At 67.0% G+C, this 21,401-nt stretch carries 17 protein-coding genes; 1 reads left to right on the top strand and 16 read right to left on the bottom strand.

The window, feature by feature from the left end; genetic code table 11:
* Nucleotides 1-17: 17 nt before the first annotated feature.
* From WBG06_RS14445 to WBG06_RS14400, 10 genes are all read right to left on the bottom strand, one after another.
* Entirely contained in the window at nucleotides 18-1,799 is a 1,782-nt protein-coding gene (locus WBG06_RS14445) for an ABC transporter substrate-binding protein (protein ID WP_336737530.1), read from the bottom strand.
* A 58-nt stretch (nucleotides 1,800-1,857) separates the two neighbouring features.
* Nucleotides 1,858-2,847, bottom strand: coding sequence for an ABC transporter permease (locus tag WBG06_RS14440; RefSeq protein WP_336737528.1), 990 nt, complete (start codon nucleotides 2,845-2,847; stop codon nucleotides 1,858-1,860).
* A 255-nt stretch (nucleotides 2,848-3,102) separates the two neighbouring features.
* A complete protein-coding gene (locus WBG06_RS14435) occupies nucleotides 3,103-4,290 on the bottom strand; it encodes an ABC transporter ATP-binding protein (RefSeq protein ID WP_336737526.1) in 1,188 nt (395 codons plus the stop codon).
* On the bottom strand, nucleotides 4,290-5,375 hold the full coding sequence (locus WBG06_RS14430) for an ABC transporter ATP-binding protein (protein ID WP_336737524.1): 1,086 nt from the start codon (nucleotides 5,373-5,375) through the stop codon (nucleotides 4,290-4,292). Before WBG06_RS14430 ends, WBG06_RS14435 begins: the two co-directional genes overlap by 1 nt.
* Before the next feature lie 14 nt (nucleotides 5,376-5,389).
* Nucleotides 5,390-6,406 (bottom strand): ABC transporter permease, encoded by a 1,017-nt coding sequence (locus WBG06_RS14425; protein ID WP_336737522.1) that lies wholly within the window; start codon nucleotides 6,404-6,406, stop codon nucleotides 5,390-5,392.
* A gap of 163 nt (nucleotides 6,407-6,569) precedes the next feature.
* Nucleotides 6,570-8,276: an ABC transporter substrate-binding protein gene (locus WBG06_RS14420; protein WP_336737521.1), complete on the bottom strand. Its 1,707-nt coding sequence runs from the start codon at nucleotides 8,274-8,276 to the stop codon at nucleotides 6,570-6,572.
* Nucleotides 8,277-8,372: 96 nt separating this feature from the next.
* Nucleotides 8,373-9,386 carry an ABC transporter permease gene (locus WBG06_RS14415; protein ID WP_336737520.1) on the bottom strand — a complete coding sequence of 338 codons (1,014 nt, stop codon included), beginning with the start codon at nucleotides 9,384-9,386 and terminating at the stop codon, nucleotides 8,373-8,375.
* 245 nt (nucleotides 9,387-9,631) lie between these two features.
* Nucleotides 9,632-11,416 (bottom strand): aspartate--tRNA ligase, encoded by a 1,785-nt coding sequence (aspS, locus tag WBG06_RS14410; protein WP_336737519.1) that lies wholly within the window; start codon nucleotides 11,414-11,416, stop codon nucleotides 9,632-9,634.
* Nucleotides 11,413-12,777: a histidine--tRNA ligase gene (hisS, locus tag WBG06_RS14405; protein ID WP_336737518.1), complete on the bottom strand. Its 1,365-nt coding sequence runs from the start codon at nucleotides 12,775-12,777 to the stop codon at nucleotides 11,413-11,415. Before hisS ends, aspS begins: the two co-directional genes overlap by 4 nt.
* Before the next feature lie 76 nt (nucleotides 12,778-12,853).
* Complete coding sequence (locus WBG06_RS14400) at nucleotides 12,854-13,549, bottom strand: MBL fold metallo-hydrolase (RefSeq protein ID WP_336737517.1); 696 nt, start codon at nucleotides 13,547-13,549, stop codon at nucleotides 12,854-12,856.
* Nucleotides 13,550-13,737: 188 nt separating this feature from the next.
* On the opposite strand from WBG06_RS14400, the gene WBG06_RS14395 reads away from it, so the two are divergent.
* On the top strand, nucleotides 13,738-14,976 hold the full coding sequence (locus tag WBG06_RS14395; protein ID WP_336737516.1) for a DUF349 domain-containing protein: 1,239 nt from the start codon (nucleotides 13,738-13,740) through the stop codon (nucleotides 14,974-14,976).
* Between the two features lie 106 nt (nucleotides 14,977-15,082).
* On the opposite strand, the gene WBG06_RS14390 is transcribed toward WBG06_RS14395, so the two are convergent.
* The 6 genes from WBG06_RS14390 to secD all read right to left on the bottom strand — a co-directional run bounded on the left by WBG06_RS14390 (nucleotide 15,083) and on the right by secD (nucleotide 21,394).
* Entirely contained in the window at nucleotides 15,083-15,244 is a 162-nt protein-coding gene (locus WBG06_RS14390; RefSeq protein ID WP_336737515.1) for a hypothetical protein, read from the bottom strand.
* 59 nt (nucleotides 15,245-15,303) lie between these two features.
* The gene (locus WBG06_RS14385; protein ID WP_336737514.1) at nucleotides 15,304-15,504 is read right to left on the bottom strand and encodes a hypothetical protein; all 201 of its coding nucleotides are present in this window, start codon (nucleotides 15,502-15,504) and stop codon (nucleotides 15,304-15,306) included.
* 13 nt (nucleotides 15,505-15,517) lie between these two features.
* Nucleotides 15,518-17,833: a RelA/SpoT family protein gene (locus tag WBG06_RS14380; protein WP_336737512.1), complete on the bottom strand. Its 2,316-nt coding sequence runs from the start codon at nucleotides 17,831-17,833 to the stop codon at nucleotides 15,518-15,520.
* A 62-nt stretch (nucleotides 17,834-17,895) separates the two neighbouring features.
* A complete protein-coding gene (locus tag WBG06_RS14375) occupies nucleotides 17,896-18,462 on the bottom strand; it encodes an adenine phosphoribosyltransferase (protein ID WP_336737511.1) in 567 nt (188 codons plus the stop codon).
* Nucleotides 18,459-19,700 (bottom strand): protein translocase subunit SecF, encoded by a 1,242-nt coding sequence (secF, locus tag WBG06_RS14370; protein ID WP_336737510.1) that lies wholly within the window; start codon nucleotides 19,698-19,700, stop codon nucleotides 18,459-18,461. Before secF ends, WBG06_RS14375 begins: the two co-directional genes overlap by 4 nt.
* The gene (secD, locus tag WBG06_RS14365) at nucleotides 19,700-21,394 is read right to left on the bottom strand and encodes a protein translocase subunit SecD (protein WP_336737509.1); all 1,695 of its coding nucleotides are present in this window, start codon (nucleotides 21,392-21,394) and stop codon (nucleotides 19,700-19,702) included. The genes secF and secD overlap by 1 nt, the downstream gene beginning before the upstream one ends.
* Nucleotides 21,395-21,401 lie beyond the last annotated feature (7 nt).

Below are 21,401 nucleotides of genomic sequence, written 5' to 3'. Positions count from 1 at the left end.
CCCACCGCTCGCTCAGCTCACTGCAGGACGTGCAGCTGCTTGTAGGTCGGGCCACCCATCGTGTTGTCGATCTTGTGGCCACCGATCTTCGAGCCGTGCGCCTGCACGGAGCCACCCTGGTAGGTGACGACCCACGGGTAGTAGGTCTCCATGATCTCCTGGTCGAGCTCGCCCCAGGCCTTGGGCTGGTCCTCGATCGGCATCGCCAGGATCTCCTCGACCTTCTTGTCGACGGCCGGCTCGGAGAACTTCGCCCGGTTCGACCCGTAGGATCCGGTGCTCTTCCAGTCGACGGTCGTCAGCAGCGGCGGGAACCACGAGCCACCCGAGGGCCAGTCGGAGAACCAGCCGAGGTTCGCGTACGTCCGCACGTTGATGTCGGCCTCCGGGTCACGCACGTAGTCGGAGAACTTGGCGTCCGGGACCTGGACCGGCGTGACCTTGAAGCCGGCCTCGGTGAACTTCTCGACGTAGAGGTCCTTCAGCTTCGGCGAGATGCCGTCGGGGTCGTCCTTCGACCACGGGAACTTCAGCTCGAAGCCGACGGCGCCGGCCTCCTCGAGAAGCTTCTTGGCGGCAGCCGCGTCAGTCGTCCCGGCCTCGACACCCAGCGGGTTGTCGTACTTCTTGTAGCCGGGGGTGCCCGGAGGCATGACCGTGTTCCCCGGGTTCGCGGTGAGGCCCTCGATCATGCCGGCTGTCCGGTAGAACTCCTTGTAGGGGAAGGCCAGACCGATCGCCTTGCGCACCTTGATGTCGGTGATCTTCGTGTAGTCCGGGGCGAGGTAGGCCGTCAGCGGCGAGGAGCCGGTGACGATGCGGTCGCCCGCGGACGACTTGAACTGCGGGTAGTTCGACGCGTTGATGTCGTCCATCGTCATCGTCGTCTGGTCCGAGCCCTTGTCGGCCAGCAGGCGCGCGTCGACCTTGTTGGTGTCGAGCATGAACTCGAAGACGTACTCGTCCGGGTAGGCCGTGCGAGCCGGGTCGGTCGCCGGGTCCCAGTTGGGGTTGCGCTCGAGGACCAGCTTCTTGGACCGGACGTACTCCTTGACCTTGTAGGGGCCGGTGGAGACGAGCTTGTCCTCGTAGTTGGCCGGGTCCGCGCCCTCCGGGGTCGCCGAGAAGAGCGGGAAGTAGGCGTAGGCCGGGAGGTCGGCGAACGGCTTGGTGGTCTTGAACACCAAGGTGTGGTCGTCGGTCGCCTCGACGCCGTCGATGTCGACGCCCTGGGGCTCGGCCTTGCCGTCCTTGAGCTGGTCGCCACCGACCAGGAAGTCGACCAGGTAGTTGCCCGGGAAGTCGCCGTAGGTGTCGACGTCCATCGAGGCCTCGACCGTGCGCTCGATGGCGCCCGCGGTCACCTCGTCGCCGTTCTCGTCCTTGATGCCCTCACGGAGCTTGAAGGTCCACTCCGTGAAGTCCTCGTTGGCCTGACCGAGGTCGGTGGCCAGGTCGGGCACCAGCACCATCGAGTCGGTCTTCTCGTCGTACTTGTACTGGGTCAGGGTGCGCGACAGGAACGCGCCGTGGATCGCGATGGTAGCGGCGTAGTAGGCGTTGCGCGGGTCCATCGTCTGAAGCTCGGTGGCGCTGATCACGTTGATCGAGCCGCCCTCCTTCGCTCCCTTGATCTCAACCGGGCCCTTGGCGTCGGGGTCACGGCCGCTGCCTGCCGAGCCGGCGGCCTCGTTGTCGATTACGGTCTCGTCTTCCGGCCCGCCGCTGCCTCCGCATGCGGCCAGCGTCAGAGCCAGTGCGGCACTCGTGATGCCCACCAGCGGTGTCTTCAAACGCATGGTGTCGCGCCTTTCCTTGGGGTTTGTTTTCTCTCCGACGGAGCCTGACCGAGATGGGCTATCGGCGAGTCTTGGGGTCGAAGGCGTCCCGGACCGAGTCACCCAGCAGGTTGAGCGCCAGGGTGATGACCGTGACCGCCGCGACGGGAGTCCACAGATAGAGGGGGTACGTCTCCCAGTAGCTGCGCGCTTCCTGGACCAGCAGCCCCAGCGTCGGGGTGCCGCTGACGCCGAGACCGAGCAGGGTGAGCGCCACCTCGAGGGCGATCGCCGTCGGGACCGCGATGGAGAACCACACGACCAGCGGGGCGACCAGGTTGGGCAGCAGCTCCTTGAACAGCACTCGCCGCATCGGCACTCCGATGACCTCGGCGGCGAGGATGAACTCCCGCTCTCGCAGCGAGATCACCTGACCGCGTACGAGACGGGCGAGGTTCATCCAGCTGAAGATGATCAGCAGGATGATCAGTCCGGTGAACGAGGCGACCGCGAGACCGCGGTCGTTCTGGGAGAAGGCCATCCCGATGATCGGGCTGAGCGCCATCGCGAAGAAGAAGAACGGGAAGGCGAGGAACAGGTCGATCACGAAGTTCAGCACCCGGTCCAGCCAGCCACGGGAGAAGCCGGCAGCGAGGCCGATCGTCCCGCCGATGGCCATCGCGCTCACCGCGACGACGAACCCGATGAAGAGCGAGTTGCGGATCCCGTAGAGGAGCCGCGCCAGGTTGTCGTTGGCCTCCTTCGGCGAGAGGCCGAGCGGGTGGGACGGGTCGAAGCCGTAGTAGGGCGGGCCGACCGTCGGGTAGCCGAACTGGTCCGTCCACTCCGCCGCGTTCAGGGAACCCGGCTCGCGGCGCTCGTGGATGTCCATCACCGAGGTGATCACCGGAGCCAGGATCGCGAGCAGGAAGATGACCCCGAGCACCCCCAGGCAGACCATCGCCAACCGGTCCTTGCGCAGCCGGCTGAGGGAGATCTGGGTCGGCGACTTGCCCACGATCGCCGACGAAGCGACCGGAACCTCGCCAGCATCGGGCGTCTCCGCCACTACTCGCGCCTCAGAAACACTCATCCGCCGATGTTCTCCATTCGGTGTCGGGGTTGACCTCGCTCAGATCTGACCGCCAGGCGCAGTCCCGAACCAGCGCTGCCCCAAGTTAAGTCAGAAACGAATGGATTGGACGGGCCTACAGATAACGGTTCGATACCGACTGTGATCTGTGACACACACGTAACAAAGACGGCCCGCAGCCGATGGCTGCGGACCGTCTTTCGTGATCCTGCTGAAACGCAGAGAATTTTCTCAGGCGCGACCGCGGGTGTTGTTCGCCAGGTCGTACCAGGTGTCGGCGTAGCCCGGACCGTCGCCCGGGACCTCGGCCGGGCTGGCGCCCGGGTCCGGCGCGCCGAACTCGTCGACGCCCAGGAGCGGCGCGGTCACCGGCTTCTCGGGGTGCTGGTGGATCTCCCCCGGGAAGTGGCAGGCGACCTTGTGCCTCTTGCCGATCTGCAGCAGCGGCGGCTCGACCACGGAGCAGATGTCCTTGGCGATGGCGCACCGGGTGCGGAAGTGGCAGCCCGAGGGCGGGTTGATCGGCGACGGTACGTCACCCTCCAGCCGGATCCGCTCACGACGCCCGCCGATGGCCGCCTGCTTCACGTCGGGCACGGCGGAGAGCAGCGCCTGGGTGTAGGGGTGGTGGGCGTGCTCGTAGATCGACTCGCGGTCACCGATCTCCACGATCTTGCCGAGGTACATCACCGCGACCTCGGGGCAGAAGTGGCGGACGATCGCGAGATCGTGGGCGATGAACAGGAAGGAGATGTCGAACTCCTTCTGCAGGTCCTGCAGAAGGTTGATCACCTGGGCCTGGATCGAGACGTCCAGCGCGGAGACCGGCTCGTCGGCGACGAGCAGCTTCGGCTGCAGGGTCAGCGCGCGGGCGATGCCGATGCGCTGGCGCTGGCCGCCGGAGAACTCGTGCGGGTAGCGGTTGTAGTGCTCCGGGTTGAGGCCGACGATCTCGAGCAGCTCCTGGACCCGGCTGAGCACCTTGTTCTTCGGCACCATGTTGTGGATCCGGAGCGGCGCGGCGATGATCGAGCCGACCGTGTGCCGAGGGTTCAGCGAGGTCGACGGGTCCTGGAAGATCATCTGGATCTCCCGGCGCATCGGGTGCAGCTGCCTGCCCGAGTAGTTGGCGATGTCGGTGCCCTCGAAGTTGATCTTGCCCTCGGTGGGCTTGTAGAGCCGCGTCACCATCCGCCCGGTGGTGGACTTGCCGCAGCCCGACTCACCGACGAGGCCCAGGGCAGTGCCCTTGGCCACCTCGAAGGAGACCCCGTCGACGGCCTTGACGTGGCCGACCGTACGCCGGATCACGCCGCTGCCCTTGACCGGGAAGTGCATCTTCAAGTTCTCGACCGAGAGCACCGTCTCCGTGCTCGCCGGTGCGACCGCGGCCGCAGCGGCAGTCGTGGTGTCGCTCATCAGTCCTCCACCAGATCAGGGGCGATCTCGGGCAGGATCTCTGCCTCGTAGACCTCGTCGGCGTTCTTGATGTGGCAGCGCTTGGTGTGGTAGCCGCCACTGTTGGCCGGGGTGAGCGCCGGCAGGGTGGTCCGGCACAGGTCGCCGCCCACCTTCGCCACATGGTCGCAGCGCGGCTCGAAGGCGCATCCCGGCGGGGGGTTGAGCAGCGAGGGCGGGTTGCCCCGGATCGGGATCAGCTTCGCCTCGGTCGACGCGGTCAGGTCCGGCACGCTGGAGAGCAGACCCCAGGTGTAGGGCATCTCCGGGTTGGTGAGGATCTCCTTGCCCGGGCCGTACTCGACCGCGCGGCCGGCGTACATCACGAGGACGTCGTCAGCCATCTCGGCCACGACACCGAGGTCGTGGGTGATGATGATGATGGCCGCGTCGAAGTCGCGCTGCAGGTCCTGGAGCAGGTCGAGGATCTGGGCCTGGACGGTCACGTCCAGCGCGGTGGTCGGCTCGTCGGCGATCAGCAGGCTCGGGTTGTTGATCAGCCCCATCGCGATCATCGCGCGCTGCCGCATACCGCCGGAGAACTGGTGCGGGTAGTCGTCGACGCGACGGTCGGGCTGCGGGATGCCGACACGGTCGAGCATCTCGATGGCGCGCTTGCGCGCCTCCCGCTTGGTCACGTTGTTGTGGACCTGGTAGGCCTCCATGATCTGGTTGCCCACGGTGTAGTAGGGGTGCATCGCGGAGAGCGGGTCCTGGAAGATCATCGCCACGTCGCGACCGCGACGCTTGCGCATCTCCTCGTTGCTCACCTTGAGCAGGTCGACCCCGTCGAGCATGATCTCGCCGCTCAGGATGGCGTTGGTGCCGCGGTGCAGCCCCATGATCGCCGAGCTGGACACCGACTTGCCGGAGCCGGACTCACCGACGATGCCGAGGGTCTTGCCGCGCTCGAGATCGAAGGAGAGGCCGTCGGTCGCCTTGACGATGCCGTCGGAGGTGGAGAAGTGGACCTTCAGGTCCCGGACCGAGAGGAACGCGCCATCCTTGGCCGGCGCCGCTGCGGGCGTCTTGGAGAGGTCAGTCATGAATCAGCTCCCGGTCAGGCGACGCGCACGCGCGGGTCGATGAAGGCGTACAGGATGTCGACGATGATGTTGGCGAGGATCACCAGGCCACCGAGCAACAGCACCAGGCCGACGATGGTCGGCAGGTCGTAGTTGTTGTTGGCGGTGACGGCGAGCTTGCCGAGACCGTAGTAGTTGAAGACCTGCTCGGTGATGATCGCGCCACCCAGCACGGCAGCGAAGTCGAGGCCGAACATGGTCACCAGCGGGGTCAGCGCAGCGCGCAGACCGTGCTTGAACAGGACCTTCGGGCTCTTGACGCCCTTGGACTTCGCGGTGCGGATGTAGTCCTCGCTCATCGACTCGAGCACGAACGCCCGGGTCATGCGTACATAGCCGGCCATGTAGACCACCGCGAGCGTGAATCCGGGAAGCAGGAGCTGGACGAACCACTGGCCGATGCCGCCTTCGGCGATCGGCACGTATCCCGGTGAGGGGAAGAGTCCCCACTTGATGGCGACGAAGTTGATGAGCAGCGCACCCACGAAGAACGTCGGGAACGCATAGAGGAACAGCGTGGCTCCGACGACCCCGCGGTCCACCAGCGTGCCCTTGAAGACTGCGGCCAGCACACCGAAGAGGACACCGAAGATCACCCAGATCAAGACCGCAACCATCGCGATCGAGATCGAGATCGGCGCGGCCTCCTTGATCTCGTCGTTGACGGTCATCTGCAGCTGCTGCGAGTAACCCAGGCACGGCGCCGCGCACTCGGTCACCAGCTCGGGGTTGGCCTCACGCATCTTCTCGTTGGCAGGGTACTCGCGGCCGACGACGACGCCCTTCGCGAAGGCGCCCCACTGGACGAGCAGCGGCTGGTCGTAGCCGAGGGCCACACGGGTCTCCTCGATGCGCTCGGGAGGGCAGTTCTTGCCGCAGGAGAACTGAGCCGGGTCGACCGGGTTCTTCATGAACAGGGCGAAGACGATGAAGCTCATCGCCACCAGCATGAGCAAACCGACGATCACGCGCCGGATGATGTAGGCGACCATCGGTGGGTCTCACCTTCATTGGGATCGGCCGGAGCACCGTGGTGGGGTGTCCTCCGGGGGGAATCGTGTCCAGGTACATGGGAGAGAGGCGGGGCTCTGTCGAGCCCCGCCTCCAGGGTTGGGGCGGCTTACGCCGCCCCAACGGTGTTGCGGAGCTGAAGAATCAGTCCTCGACGTCGATGGGCGCCAGGTCCGGGTAGGACGAGGAGGCATCGGTCGTGATGAAGTTCTTCACCTTGGAGCCGTGGACCCAGTTGAAGGTCGCGATCTCCAGCGGGATGTAGGCAACGTCCTCGCCCAGCTGAGCGTCGGCCTGCTGGAGGAACTTGTTCTGCTCCTCGATGGTGGCCGAGTTGGCAGCCTGGTCGAACAGCTTGTCGACGACCGGGCTCTTGTAGTTGCCGTAGTTCTGACCGTTGGTGGTCTTCTCGATCTGACGGCTGTCGAACAGCGCCGCGGTGACGGTCATCGCGGAGCCCCAGTCGGCACCCCAACCGCCCCACATCACGTCGGCCTTGTTGGACGGCTTCTGGATGTTCGAGTAGTAGACGTCACCCAGCGGGTCCAGCGTGACCTTGAAGCCCGCGGCCTCCCAGCCCTCGACCAGAGCGGAGGCCTGCTTGTCAGCCGTGTCGCTCTGCGGGTAGGAGAAGGTGATCGGGTAGGGGGTCTTGGCACCGGCCTCGGCGAGGAGCGCCTTGGCCGCGGCCGGGTCGCCCTTGAGGTTGCGGTCCTTGTAGGCCGGGTTCGGGACGTAGCCCGGAACGGCCGGGTTCACGATGGAGTCGGCCGGGGTGTAGGCCTTCTCGCCACCGCCGGCGGCGATCCAGGACTCGACGTCGGTCGCGAGAGCCAGCGCCTTACGGACCTTCGGGTCCTTCATCTGGTTCTGGTTCGGCACCAGGTAGTCGACGTAGGGCGACTGGACCTGGACGTAACGGTCCTTCACGCCGGCCTCGGTGAGACGCGGGTAGAACTCCGGCGGGACGCGCGAGCCGCTGACGATGGTGGTCTGCGAGTCGGGGCTGTCGGAGAACAGCTTCTCGTAGGTCGTCTCGGGCTTCTCACCGAACTTGACGGTGACGGTCTCCGGCAGCGCCTCGCGCAGCGACTTGTCGTCGGTCTCCGGGTCGTACTCGTCGTTGCGCACCAGGGTGCCGCCCTTCTGGGCGTTCCAGGTGTCGACCTTGTAGGGGCCGTTGGAGAAGATCTTGTCGTCGTTCTTGGCACCCTTGTCGAAGGACTTCTTGTAGGGGTCCATCATGTGCAGCGACGAGATCGCCAGCGGGAAGTCCGGCCACGGGGACTTGAACTTGTAGGTGATGGTCTTGCCGTCGCAAGACACCGCCTGGTCGAAGTCGGCCTGCTGCTCCGGGGTCGCGGTGTACGGACCCGGGTACTCGCCCTTGAGGGCCAGCTTCGCGGTCAGGTAGAAGCCCGGGCCACCGGTGAGCTCGTCGGCGGCGAAGTTGCGCGAGGCGCCGTAGGCGAAGTCCTCACACGTGATCTCGGAGCCGTCCTCCCACTTCACGCCGTCCTTGATGGTGAACGACCAGGTCTTCGCACCCTCGGTCGAGGTGCCCTCGTCGGTCGCCAGGTCCGGGATCGGCTTGCTCGAGACCGCGGGGTCGGTCGACGCCGGGTTCGAGAGCAGCTTGCGGTAGACCAGACGCGTGGTGTGCGAGATGGTCTCACCCACGTAGATGCGCTGCGGGTCCAGGTGGTCCCACGGGTCCTGGGTGACGATGGTCAGGCCCTTGGCGCTCGAGTCACCGCCGCCGTCCCCGCCGCCGCAGGCAGCCAGGCCCAGCGAAAGCCCGAGCACGCCAGCGGCGCTGACCGCTACGTACTTAGCTCGCTTGTTGAGCATTCGTTTCTCCTTGGTGTGGTCGCCGTCAGTTTTTGACCGCTGACGCCGTATCGGTGTCCCGGGCGGGTCACCTGTGTGTGTTCGGAGCCCCGAGGCTCACCGGTCACCCTTGGGGTCAAGGGCGTCTCGCAACCCATCGCCGAGAAGGTTGAACGAGATCACGATCGTCGCGATGATGATCGCGGGCATGAAGAAGTAGAAGGGGTCCACCTGCGCGTACTTCAACGAGTCCGCGAGCACGTTGCCGAGGGTCGGCGTCGGCGGCTTCACGCTGACCTGGAGGTAGCTCAGCGCCGCCTCGGCCGAGATGTAGGCCGGCATCATCAAGGTCACCAGAACCAGGAGCGGGGCCCACAGGTTCGGCAGGATCTCCTTGAAGTAGATCCGCGGCTTGGAGGCACCCAGCACAATCGCCGCCTCGACGAACTCGCGTTGCTTGATCGAGAGGACCTGTCCTCTGACCACGCGCGCGGTGCTGGTCCAGCCGAAGATCGCGAGCACCACGGTGCAGTAGATCCCTTGGGCGAGTGGACCGTTCGGCAATCCGGTCACCAGCTGCACGAGCTCGAGACCGAGCGCGGAGAGCGCCAGCAGCATCAGCGTCGAGGGGAAGGAGAGGGTCAGGTCGGTGAAGCGGCTCAGGACCGCGTCCACCCAGCCGCCGCTGAAGCCGGCGACGATCCCGATCACCGCACCGATGACCACCGAGAGGATCGCCGCGGTCAGGGCGATCGCGAGCGAGAAGGTGATCCCGTACCAGAACCGCGACAGCGCGTCGCGGCCGGTGCCGGGCTCCACGCCGAGCGGGTGGGACGGGCTCGCACCGCTCCAGCCACCCTCGGGGATGGTGTTGGCGTCAAGCAGGTCCTGGTTGTAGCCGAACGGGTCCAGCACGCCCATCTTGACCAGGAGCGGTGCCAGCACGGCGGCAACGATCACGACGACAACGATAGTCAGCGACACCATCGTCAGCTTGTCCTTGCGGAGCCGCATCATCGCCAGCTTCATCGGCGACTTGCCGGCGATCTTCTTAGCCTCCTCGGGTGAGGCGGAAGGTGTCGATCCACCCGAGAGTTCTTCACCTTCGAACACGGTGGCCGATTCGCTCATGGTTCCTCTGTCTAGTCGTCATTTGTGGGTGCCGCCGTCGCATGGCAGCGTCCGACCCACGAGGTCGACGGAGGGAACTCTATGTGATCTCTTTGCCCCGATGGACCCCGGACCGGTAACGATCCGATTTCATCCAGTGATACGGCAGTTCGGGATGCCTTGTTGTCATTGCCCATGGAATGCCGAGAGTCTCCGGGACCGACGGATCGGTCCCGGAGACTCTGCTGGATTCGTGCGAAGTAGGCTCAGTTCGCCGATTCGCCCTCGGCGGACGCCGGAGCCGCAGGCTTCGCGTCGACACCCGCCTCCTTGCGCTGCTCCGGGGTGATCGGAGCCGGGGCGGCGGTGAGCGGGTCGTAGCCGGCACCGGTCTTCGGGAAGGCGATGACGTCGCGGATCGAGTCCGTGCCGGCGAGGAGGGCCACGACGCGGTCCCAGCCGAAGGCGATGCCGCCGTGCGGCGGGGCCCCGAACTTGAACGCGTCGAGCAGGAAGCCGAACTTCTCCTCGGCCGCCTCCTCGCCGATCCCCATCAGGTCGAAGACCCGCTTCTGGACGTCCTCGCGGTGGATACGGATCGAACCGCCGCCGATCTCGTTGCCGTTGCAGACGATGTCGTAGGCCCAGGCGAGCGCGTTGCCGGGGTCCTTGTCGAAGCCCTCGACGTCCTGCGGGCTGGTGAAGGCGTGGTGGACCGCGGTCCACTCCCCCGCGCCGACCGCGACGTCACCGGACTCGACCGCCTCGGAGGCGGGCTCGAGCAGCGGCGCGTCGACGACCCACAGGAAGCTCCACTCGCCGTCCTTGCGCAGGTCGAGGCGGTTGCCGATCTCCAGGCGCGCGGCGCCGAGCAGCGAGCGGCTCGACTTGGGCGCACCGGCGGCGAAGAAGATGCAGTCGCCCGGGTTGGCGCCGACGTGGGTGGCCAGGCCGGCGGCCTCGGTCTCGGAAAGGTTCTTGGCGACCGGACCCGTCAGCGAGCCGTCCTCCTGGACCAGGACGTAGGCCAGGCCCTTGGCACCGCGCTGCTTGGCCCAGTCCTGCCAGCCGTCGAGCTGACGCCGCGGTTGGCTGGCGCCACCCGGCATCACCACGGCACCGACGTAGGGCGCCTGGAAGACGCGGAACGTGGTCTCGGAGAAGTAGTCGGTGCACTCGGTGATCTCGATGCCGAAGCGCAGGTCGGGCTTGTCCGAGCCGTACTTCGCCATCGCGTCGGCGTAGGTCATCCGCGGCAGCGGAAGGGGTACGTCGTAGCCGATCAGCTTCCACAGCGCGGCGACGATCTCCTCGCCGAGCGCGATCACGTCGTCCTGCTCGACGAAGCTCATCTCGATGTCGAGCTGGGTGAACTCCGGCTGCCGGTCGGCGCGGAAGTCCTCGTCGCGGTAGGCGCGGGCGAGCTGGTAGTAGCGCTCCATGCCGGCGACCATGAGCAACTGCTTGAACAGCTGCGGGGACTGCGGCAGGGCGTACCACGAGCCGGGCTGGAGACGGGCCGGGACCAGGAAGTCACGCGCGCCCTCAGGGGTCGAGCGGGTCAGCGTCGGGGTCTCGATCTCGACGAAGTCGTGAGCCGCGAGCACGTCGCGGGCGGCCTTGTTGGCCTTCGAGCGCAGGCGGATCGCGTTGCCGGGAGCGGTGCGGCGCAGGTCGAGGTAGCGGTGCTTGTAGCGGACGTCCTCGCCGACCTCTACGTGGTCGTCGATCGGGAACGGGAGGGCCGCGGAGGCGCTGAGGACTTCGAGGTCCTTGGCGACGACCTCGATCTCGCCGGTGGCGAGGTTGGGGTTGCGGTTCTCCTCGGTGCGCGCGACGACCTCGCCGGTGACCTTGATGCAGTATTCGTTGCGGAGCGCGTGGGCGATCTCCTCGTCGCGGACGACGACCTGGACCACACCGCTGGCCTCCCGCAGATCGAGGAACGCGACCCCGCCGTGATCGCGTCGGCGGCCTACCCAGCCGGCGAGGGTCACGGTCTGGCCGACGTGCTCGGCACGCAGGGTGCCGGCGTCGTGGGTGCGGATCACTTCTTCTCCTCGTTGTTCGCGACGACCTGGGGCTTCAGGTCGCTCTCGTTCTGTGGCGTCCAGGTCGCCGGGTCGGCCGGGACCTGGTCGCCGGTGCGGATGTCCTTGATCTCGTAGCCGACTCCACCATCTTCTCGGGGCGTGGCGAAGAGGACGTAGGGGATGCCGCGGCGCTCCGCGAAGCGGATCTGCTTGCCGAACTTCGCGGCGTTGGGCGAGACCTCGCAGGCAACATTGTGGGCGCGCAGGAGCTGCGCCGCCGCATCGGCGTCGGCCCGGCTCTCCTCGTCGTTGACCGCGACCAGCACGGTGCTCGGGACCTTGCGGTCGCCGTCGAGCACGCCCTTCTGCACGAGCGGCACCAGCACGCGGCTGACGCCGAGCGAGATCCCCACGCCCGGGTAGGTCGTCTTCCCGTCGCTGGCCAGCGCGTCGTAACGACCGCCGGAGCAGATGCTGCCCAGGGACTCGTAGCCGTCCAGGCGGGTCTCGAAGACGGTGCCGGTGTAGTAGTCCAGGCCGCGGGCGATGCTCAGGTCGGCCACGACGCGTACGGAATCCGTGTTGAGCGGCGCGGTGGCCGTGATCAGCGTGGCGAGCTCGGACAGGCCCTCGTCGAGCAGCTCGCTCTCGACGCCGAGCGCACGGACCTTCTCCACGAAGGAGTCGTCGGTGGCGGTGATCGTGGCGAGCTCGAGGCACTTGGCAGCCTGCTCGTCGCTCAGCCCTGCCTCGGAGACCAACAGCTTGCCGACCTCGTCGGCCGACATCTTGTCGAGCTTGTCGATGAGCCGCATGGTCTCCTCGACGTCCGGGGCGCCGAGACCGGCGTAGAAGCCCTGGATCAGCTTGCGGTTGTTGACCTGGAGCGTGAAGCCGGGCAGGAAGGTCAGCTTGCCGAGCGCCTCGAGCATCACCCGGGCGACCTCGACGTCGTGGTGGAACGGCAGCGTGTCGCGTCCGACGATGTCGATGTCGGCTTGCGCGAACTCGCGGAAACGGCCTTCCTGGGGCCGCTCGCCTCGCCAGACCTTCTGGATCTGGTAGCGGCGGAACGGGAACTCCAGCTTGCCGGCGTTCTCGAGCACGTAGCGGGCGAACGGGACGGTGAGGTCGAAGTGGAGCCCCATGCCTTTGTCCCGGGAGTCGTCCTGCTCCTGGAGCCGCTTGAGGACGTAGACCTCCTTGGAGGTGTCACCCTTGCGCAGCAGCTGGTCCATCGGCTCGACGGCGCGGGTCTCGATGTTGCCGAAGCCGTGCAGCTCGAAGGTGCGGCTCAGGGTCTCGATGACCTGACGCTCGACGGTGCGCTGGCTTGGCAGGAACTCCGGGAACCCGGAGAGAGGTGTTGGCTTGTTCATGCCGCCACCTCCGTCGAGAAGTGCGAAGAATACGGAGGTGACGGCCTGAAGCTCATTGTCGTTCGCTGGCGCTCTCTCATGATGTGGTGATCAGGTCCTGAAGAAACGGGTTGGTGGCGCGCTCGCGCCCGATCGAGGTCTGTTCGCCATGGCCGGGGAGCACCACGATGTCGTCGGCGAGGGGCAGCACCTTGGTGGTCAGGGACTGCAGCATCGTGGCGTGGTCACCGCCGGGGAGGTCCGTACGCCCGATGCTGCCCGCGAAGAGCAGGTCGCCGGAGAACATCACGTCACTGACCTCGGCGTGGTCGGGGTAGGGAGTCCGGAAGGTGACCGACCCCTCGGTATGCCCGGGCGTATGGTCGATCAGGAAGCGCATGCCGGCCAGGTCGATGGTCTGCCCGTCGGTCAGCTCGCGGACGTCGTCGGGCTCGACGAAGTCGTAGCTCCCCTGCGGCATGCCGAGCAGCATCTGCGCCGACTCCGGCGAGATGCCCTGGAGCGGATCGGCCAGCAGGTGACGGTCGGCCGGGTGGATCCAGGCGGTGGCGTCGTACGTCTTGCTCACCGGGGTCACGGACCACATGTGATCCACGTGGCCGTGGGTGAGGAGCACGGCGACCGGCTTGAGGCGCTGCTCGCGGACGAGCTCCTCGATCCCCTTCGCGGCGTCCTTCCCGGGGTCGATCACGACACACTCGGTGCCTGGGCCGGTGGCGGCGACGTAGCAGTTGGTGCCCCACGGACCGGCGGGAAAGCCTGCGATCAACACGAGAAACACCCTATCCAGCGGTACAGTGCAGCGCCGCATCGTGGCGTCTGACTACGATGGGCACCCCGAGGTGTGTCGGGACACCACGGGGACCTGCAAGTTGAGCCGACCGGGACTGTGACGAGCACGGTGTCCGGCGGGGGAGATTTCATAAGAGGTTAGCGCCTCATGCGAAGAGTAGGGACATTGTGACCAGCGAGCAGTGGGGTCGGGTCGAGGAAGACGGAACGGTCTACGTGAAGACCGCTGAGGGTGAGCGTTCCGTGGGGCAGTACCCAGAAGGCACGCCGGAGGAGGCGCTTGCCTTCTTCACCAACCGGTTCGACCAGCTCGCCTTCGAGGTGGAGCAGCTCGAGCGGCGGGTGCATGCGGGGAAGACGTCGCCCGACGAGGCGACCGCGGCGGTCAAGACCGTCGTCGAGAAGGTGACCGACGCCAACGCGGTCGGTGACCTGGCCTCGCTGGTGGCGCGACTGGAGGCGCTGGCCCCGGTCATCGCCACCCAGCGCGAGGCCCGCAAGGCCGAGCGGGCCGCGAAGGCGGCCGAGGCGAAGGTCGCCAAGGAGGCTCTCGTCGCCGAGGCCGAGAAGCTGGCCCAGAGCAACGACTGGCGCAACGGCGCCAACCGGCTGCGGGAGCTGCTCGACCAGTGGAAGGCGCTCCCCCGCATCGACCGCGGGTCCGACGACGCGCTGTGGCGGCGCTTCTCGACCGCGCGTACGGCCTACACGCGTCGGCGCAAGGCTCACTTCGCCGAGCTCAACGCCCGGCGCGAGGACGCCAAGGTGATCAAGGAGCGGATCATCGTCGAGGCCGAGGAGCTCTCCTCGTCCACCGACTGGGGCCCCACCGCCGGGCGCTACCGCGACCTGATGCGCGACTGGAAGGCCGCCGGACCGGCTCCGAAGGACATCGACGACAAGCTCTGGAAGCAGTTCCGGGCCGCACAGGACGTCTTCTTCGGTGCCCGTGACGCCGCCAACGCGGCGCTCGACGCCGAGTTCGCGCAGAACGCCGTGGTCAAGGAGGGACTGCTCGCCGAGGCGCAGGAGCTCCTTCCGCTGCTCGAGAAGGGCGACGACCTGGACGCCGTCAAGCGTTCCTTCCGCGACATCGCCGACCGCTGGGACGAGGCAGGCAAGGTCCCGCGCGACCGGATCAAGGAGCTCGAGGGCGCGATGCGCAAGATCGAGCAGGCGATCAAGTCCGCCGAGGACGACCAGTGGCGCAAGTCCGACCCCGAGAAGTCCGCGCGTGCCGATGACATGATCGCCAAGCTCGAGGACGCCATCGCCCAGGTCGAGAAGGACCTCGCCAAGGCCCAGGCCTCGGGTGACGCCCGGAAGATCAAGAGCCTCGAGGAGAACCTCGAGTCCCGCCGCCAGTTCCTGGAGATGGCCAAGCGCGCCAGCGCCGACTTCTCCTGATCAGCACCCCGACTCGGCGCATCTCGACTGAAGATCGCGCCGAGTCGGCTCGGCATGACGAGCCGACTCGACACGGTTCATGGAGCACGTAGAGCCGGGTCGATAGTTACAGGCCGGCGCCGCCGTTGTACTCGCCCTTCGCGGCGTTGCGGATCTTCGCTTGACGAACGTCATTGTGGTCAACGGGCTTCCCGCCCTTGCCCATCGCGGTCCAGACGATGCCTGCGAGGAGGAGTGCGCCGCCGATGATGAGGATCCAGGTGAACATTGCCGAGCTCCTTCACGAGTGATCAGAATGGGCGACGCGGTGGGCCGCCCCTGAGGGGATCACGTGCCGCTGGTGGGCCCGATGTTCGGACCACGATGCTGCGCGCCGCCGTTGTACTCGCCCTTGATCAGGGCCTCGCTCCGGTTTCGGTCCGCCACGGCCTCGTCGACGCCCTGCGACGGCTTTCTCACGGCCTGCCAGACGACGACTCCGACGATCAGAACTCCCAGGGCAATCAAAAACCAGGTGAACGGGTCCACGAGATGCTCACTTTCATTGGGTGACGCGGTAGGCGTCGAAGACGCCGGGGACGGTGCGTACCTGCTTCAAGACGGTGTCGAGATGCTTGGAGTCTGCCATCTCGAAGGAGAAGCGGGACTTGGCGACGCGATCTCGGGTAGTGGTCAGCTGGGCCGAGAGGATGTTCACGTGGGCATCCGAGAGCGCCATGGTGATGTCGGAGAGAAGCCGGGCCCGGTCGAGGGCCTCCACCTGGATGTTGACCAGGAAGACGGAGTTGGAGGTCGAGCCCCACTCGACCTCGAGCAGGCGCTCGGGGTGGGAGCGGAGCTCGGCGGCGTTGGTGCAGTCGGTGCGGTGGACGGAGACTCCCCCGCCCTTGGTGACGAAGCCGAGGATGTCGTCGCCGGGCACCGGGGTGCAGCACTTGGCGAGCTTGACCCACACATCCGGGGATCCCTTGACGATCACGCCTGCGTCGGAGCCGGCGCTGGAGACCTTGCCGTGCCGTCGACGGCCGACGTTGATGGCCTCGGCCAGATCCTCCGCGGCGCCCTCGTCGCCGCCATGGTCCTCGATGACCCGGCGTACGACCGCTTGGGCGGAGAGATGGCTCTCGCCGACCGCGGCGTAGAGCGCCTCGACGTCGGCGAGGTCGAAGTGGTCGGCGGCGAGCATGAGCGACTCGCGCGACATCAGCCGCTTGAGGGGCAGACCCTCCTTGCGCATGAGCCGGGCGATCGCGTCCTGGCCCTTCTCGATGGCCTCGTCGCGACGCTCGCGGGTGTGCCACTGCCGGATCTTGGCCTTGGCGCGGTTGGACTTGACGAAGGATGTCCAGTCCCGCGAGGGACCCGCGTTGGGCGACTTGGAGGTGAAGACCTCGACGACGTCGCCGCTCTCCAAGGTCGACTCGAGCGGGACCAGGCGCCCGTTGACCCTGGCGCCGATGGTCTTGTTGCCGACCTCGGTGTGGACGGCATAGGCGAAGTCGACCGGCGTCGCGTCGGCGGGCAGCGCGATCACGTCACCCTTGGGCGTGAAGACGTAGACCTCGGTGCGCTTCATCTCGAAACGCAGCGACTCCAGGAACTCGCCGGGGTCGTTGACCTCCGACTGCCAGTCCATGAGCTGCTTGACCCAGCTCATGTCGTTGTCCATCGGCCGGTCGGTGTCGACACCGTTGCGGCCGTCCTCCTTGTATTTCCAGTGCGCCGCCACGCCGAACTCCGCGCGCCGGTGCATCGCGAAGGTGCGGATCTGCAGCTCGACCGGCTTGCCGTGCGGGCCGATCACGGTGGTGTGCAGCGACTGGTACATGTTGAACTTCGGCATCGCGATGTAGTCCTTGAACCGCCCCAGGACGGGGTTCCACCGCGAGTGCAGGATGCCGAGGACGGAGTAGCAGTCGCGCTCGTCCTCGACCAGGATCCGGATGCCGACCAGGTCGTTGATGTCGGAGAAGTCCTTCCCGCCGACGATCATCTTCTGGTAGATCGAGTAGTAGTGCTTCGGTCGGCCGGTGACCGTCGCCTTGATCCGAGCCTCGTGCAGGTCGCGCTCGACCTGGTCGATGACCTGGGCCAGGAACTTCTCGCGCGACGGGTTGCGGTCGGCGACGAGGCGGACCAGCTCGTCGTACATCTTCGGGTAGAGCGTCGCGAAGGCGAGGTCCTCGAGCTCGAACTTGATCGTGTTCATGCCGAGCCGGTGGGCCAGCGGCGCGTAGATGTCGAGGGTCTCGCGGGCGCTGCGCTCCTGGCTCTTCTGCGGGACGTAGCGGAGCGTACGCATGTTGTGCAGGCGGTCGGCGAGCTTGATCACCAGCACCCGGATGTCGCGTGACATCGCCACGACCATCTTGCGGATCGTCTCGGCCTGGGCCGAGTCGCCGTAGGTGACCTTGTCGAGCTTCGTGACACCGTCGACGAGGTGGGCGACCTCTTCGCCGAAGTCGCGGGTGAGCTCCTTGAGCGTGTAGGGCGTGTCCTCGACGGTGTCGTGGAGAAGCGCCGCCACCAGGGTCGGCTCGGTCATACCGAGCTCGGCGAGGATCGTGGTCACCGCGAGCGGGTGGGTGATGTAGGGGTCGCCGCTCTTGCGCATCTGGGTGCCGTGGAGGCGCTCGGCGGTGACATAGGCCCGCTCCAGGAGCGCAAGATCGGCCTTGGGGTGGTTGGACCGCACTGCCCGGAACAGCGGCTCCAGCACAGGATTGCCGGGGTTGCCACGACCGCCCATCCGGGCCAGACGCGCGCGTACGCTGCGGCCCGACGGCGCGGGGCCGCTGCTCTCCCGCGCCTCGATGTTGTGCGCACGAGGTTGCGCGACGATGCGATCCTCTGCCATAGCCAGAGTCTACCGGCCCTACCCGGAGCGTTGGCTAGGACGGCACCTGCATGCTGGACCTGTCAACTGACCAACAGCGAGTGGACCTTCGTGCCCGGCAGCTTGCTGCGTGGGTCGAGGAAACCGAGCTCGAGCAGCACCGAGACACCGACGACGATGCCGCCACAGCGCTCGACCAGCTCGATCGTGGCCGCGGCGGTGCCGCCGGTGGCGAGCACGTCGTCGATGACCAGCACCCGCTCCCCCGGCGCGACCGCATCGGTGTGGATCTCCAGGGTCGCCTCGCCGTATTCCAGCGAGTAGGAGACCGCATGGGTCTCACGTGGCAGCTTGCCGGCCTTCCGTACGGGGACGAAGCCGACCCCGAGATGCAGGGCCGCGGGAGCACCGAGGATGAACCCTCGCGACTCCATACCGAGCACCTTGGTCACGGTCACGTTGCCGTCGGCATCGCGGGCCGGGGCGCCCAGTGCATCGACCACCTGGGCGAAACCGGCGTGGTCCGCCAGCAGCGGGGTGATGTCCTTGAATCCGACGCCCGGCTCGGGGAAGTCGGGCACGTCGGCGACCAGCCGCTCGAGGGTCTCCTCGAGCGACCGGCCGCCTGCAGCTGTCTCCGAGACAGTCACTTGCGCTTCGACCGCGACTCGCGCTTGGGCTGCGGACGTCCGGCAGCCGCGCTGTCGGAGACCGAGCGCTGCTGGCTGGGTACGTTGCGACCTCGACCTGTCGGGGACGTGTTGGGGCTGGTGCCCCGGCCGACCCCGGCCTCGTGGAGATCGTCGGATCCGGACTCGCGCAGCTCGTCCGGCTCCTCGTCGGCAGCGACCGGCATGCCCTCGTCGAAGACGGGCACCGCGGCGTACTTGTCGGCTTCCTTCATCCGCGCCGCGGCACGCTTCTCGGCGTCGACGACGTCCTTCTCCTTCGACTTCAGGTGCACCAGCAGCGGGGTGGCGATGAAGATCGAGGAGTAGGTGCCGACGGCCATACCGACGAAGAGGACCAGCGAGATGTCCTTCAGCGAGGACGTGCCGAGCTGCACGGCGCTGACGTAGAGGATCGCGACGACCGGCAGCAGACCGATGATGGAGGTGTTGATCGAGCGGACCAGAGTCTGGTTGACCGCAAGGTTGGCCGCCGCGGCGTACGTCTGCTTCTTCTGCGCCAGGTTGCGGGTGTTCTCCTTGACCTTGTCGAAGACGACCACGGTGTCGTAGAGCGAGTAACCGAGGATGGTCAGGAAGCCGGTGACCGTCGCCGGTGTCACCTCGAAACCGACGATCGCGTAGACGCCCACCGTGATCACCACGTCGTGGAGCAGGGCGACGACGGCCGCGACCGACATCTTCCACTCCTTGAAGTAGACCCAGATGAACAGGATCACGCCGACGAGGAAGATGCCCAGCGCGAGGCCCGCCTTGGTGGCGACCCGCTCGCCCCAGCTGGGCCCGATCCCGGTGCGGCTGATGTCGTCCTCGGCCACGTCGGCCGTCTCGGTGATCGCTCCGATGATCGCCTCGTCGGCCTCGGAGCCGTCAGGGATCGACTTGGTCTCGATCACGATCGACTTGCCACCGGAGGTGCGCACCGAGGCGCCGTCGGCGGCCTCGACGTCGGTGTCACCGACGGCCGTGCGCAGGTCGTCGGCCAGCTCCTGGTCGGCCTGCGCGACCGTGACGGTGTAGCGCGTGCCGCCGGTGAAGTCGATGCCGAGGTTGATCCCCTGCAGCCAGACGCCGAGGATGACCGCGACGAGCACGACCGCGGAGACGGCGTACCAGAGCATCCGGCGACCGACGAAGTCGAACGACTTCTCGCCGGTGTAGAGCTCCTTGCCGAGCCGCGAGATGGAGAACTTGCTCATCAGGCCTTGCCTCCGACCAGAGTGGTGGCGCCCTTGGGGGCGTCGACGGTGCCGATAGCGCGCTTGTCCATGCCGGAGAGCACATGACCCTTGTTGAAGAAGCCCCAGGTGGCCATGAGCTTGGTCATCGGGTGGGTGAACCAGAAGAACACCAGCACGTCGATGATCGTCGTCAGACCGAGCATGAAGGCGAAGCCCTTGACCTCGTTGGTCGCGAAGACGTAGAGCACGAACGCGGCCAGGAACGAGACACCGTCCGAGGCGAGGCAGGTGTTACGGGCACGCGGCCACGCCGTGTCGACGGCCACCCGCATCGAGCGGCCCTCACGCATGTCGTCACGCATCCGCTCGTAGAGGATGATGAAGGAGTCGGCGGTGATGCCGATACCGACGATCAGACCGGCCACACCCGGAAGGTCCAGGGTGACGCCGGCGGTCTCGCTGAGCAGCAGGATCATGCCGTACGTCATCGCACCGGCGACGATCAGCGAGCCGATCACCACGATGCTCATCGCGCGGTAGTAGAGGATCGAGAAGATCACCACGAGGATGAGGCCCACCAGGCCGGCCCAGAGGCCCGCGGTGAGCTGGTTGCCGGCCAGGCTCGGGCCGATCACCTTGGTCTGGATGCCGTCCTCGGGGAAGTCGAGCGGCAGCGAGCCGTACTTCAGGTTGTTGGCCAGCGCGGCGGCGGACTCCTGCGTGAAGTCACCGCTGATCTGCGCACCACCGCTGATCCGCGAGTCGGCGGTCGGCGCGGAGATGACCTTGCCGTCCAGGGTGATGGCGAACTGCTCGCCGGTGCCGGCGATCGCGCCGGTGGTCTCGGCGAAGGCCTTGTTGCCGTCGGACTTGAAGTCCAGGGTCACCACGTAGTTGGCCTGCTGCTGCGGGATGCCGTAGTCGGCTTCCTTGATCTCGGTGCCCTCGATGACCGCCGGGCTGAGCAGGTAGGGGATCCCGTCCTCGTCACAGGTCAGCAGCGGCTCGCCCGGCAGGTCCTCGACCGGGTCGGAGCCCGGCGCCGGGCAGGTGAAGCTGTTGTAGCGAGCCGCCCACTCCGCCGGCGGGTTGCGCATGAACTCGACAGCCTCGTCGACCGGGACCGTGGAGTTGGGGTCGTGCTTCTCGGCGTCCTTCGACTCCGGCTTGGCGCTGGCCGAGGGGCTCGGGGTGCCGGAGGCCTTCTCGCCCTCTGCGGGCTTGACGGTCTCGCCACCGAACGGCGCCCGAGGCGAGGTGCCGGGCGCGGTGCCGGCCGAGGGGTCCTGGATCATCGACCCGGGGTCGGCTCCGGTGCTGTCGCCACAGGGCTTCTGCGGGCTGCAGGCGACCAGCCGGAAGCGGAGCTTGGCGGTCTGACGGACGCGCTCGGCGGTCTCCTGCTGCACCTTGCCGGTGCCGGGGATGGAGACCTTGATGACGTCGTTGCCCTCGGTGGTCACCCGGCCGCCGGTGATGCCGGAGCCGTTGACGCGCTGGTCGATGATCGCCTTGGCCTCGTCGAGGCTCTCCTTGGGGACCGAGCCGCCCTCGGAGTTCTTCGCGGTCATCGAGATCTCGGTGCCGCCGCGCAGGTCGAGGCCCAGCTCGGGCTTCCAGGTGCCGGCGAGCGCGATGCCCCCGAACATGATCGCGATCGCCAAGAAGAGCAGCGCGAGTGTCCGGCCGGGGCGCGCTGTCTTGCGTGCCATGAGTTTG

The organism is Nocardioides sp. CCNWLW239, from assembly GCF_037137035.1.
Taxonomy (GTDB): Bacteria; Actinomycetota; Actinomycetes; order Propionibacteriales; family Nocardioidaceae; genus Nocardioides.
The sequence above is the reverse complement of the archived record's forward strand: the minus strand, read 5'-3'. Positions and strand labels throughout refer to the sequence as shown.

What these genes read in the sequence shown, in the direction of transcription:
- WBG06_RS14420 (WP_336737521.1), bottom strand. Translation starts at nt 8,276, where the DNA reads ATGCTCAACAAGCGAGCTAAGTACGTAGCGGTCAGCGCCGCTGGCGTG.
- WBG06_RS14390 (WP_336737515.1), bottom strand. Translation starts at nt 15,244, where the DNA reads ATGTTCACCTGGATCCTCATCATCGGCGGCGCACTCCTCCTCGCAGGC.
- WBG06_RS14445 (WP_336737530.1), bottom strand. Translation starts at nt 1,799, where the DNA reads ATGCGTTTGAAGACACCGCTGGTGGGCATCACGAGTGCCGCACTGGCT.
- WBG06_RS14435 (WP_336737526.1), bottom strand. Translation starts at nt 4,290, where the DNA reads ATGAGCGACACCACGACTGCCGCTGCGGCCGCGGTCGCACCGGCGAGC.
- WBG06_RS14430 (WP_336737524.1), bottom strand. Translation starts at nt 5,375, where the DNA reads ATGACTGACCTCTCCAAGACGCCCGCAGCGGCGCCGGCCAAGGATGGC.
- secF (WP_336737510.1), bottom strand. Translation starts at nt 19,700, where the DNA reads ATGAGCAAGTTCTCCATCTCGCGGCTCGGCAAGGAGCTCTACACCGGC.
- hisS (WP_336737518.1), bottom strand. Translation starts at nt 12,777, where the DNA reads ATGAACAAGCCAACACCTCTCTCCGGGTTCCCGGAGTTCCTGCCAAGC.
- WBG06_RS14380 (WP_336737512.1), bottom strand. Translation starts at nt 17,833, where the DNA reads ATGGCAGAGGATCGCATCGTCGCGCAACCTCGTGCGCACAACATCGAG.
- WBG06_RS14415 (WP_336737520.1), bottom strand. Translation starts at nt 9,386, where the DNA reads ATGAGCGAATCGGCCACCGTGTTCGAAGGTGAAGAACTCTCGGGTGGA.
- secD (WP_336737509.1), bottom strand. Translation starts at nt 21,394, where the DNA reads ATGGCACGCAAGACAGCGCGCCCCGGCCGGACACTCGCGCTGCTCTTC.
- WBG06_RS14425 (WP_336737522.1), bottom strand. Translation starts at nt 6,406, where the DNA reads ATGGTCGCCTACATCATCCGGCGCGTGATCGTCGGTTTGCTCATGCTG.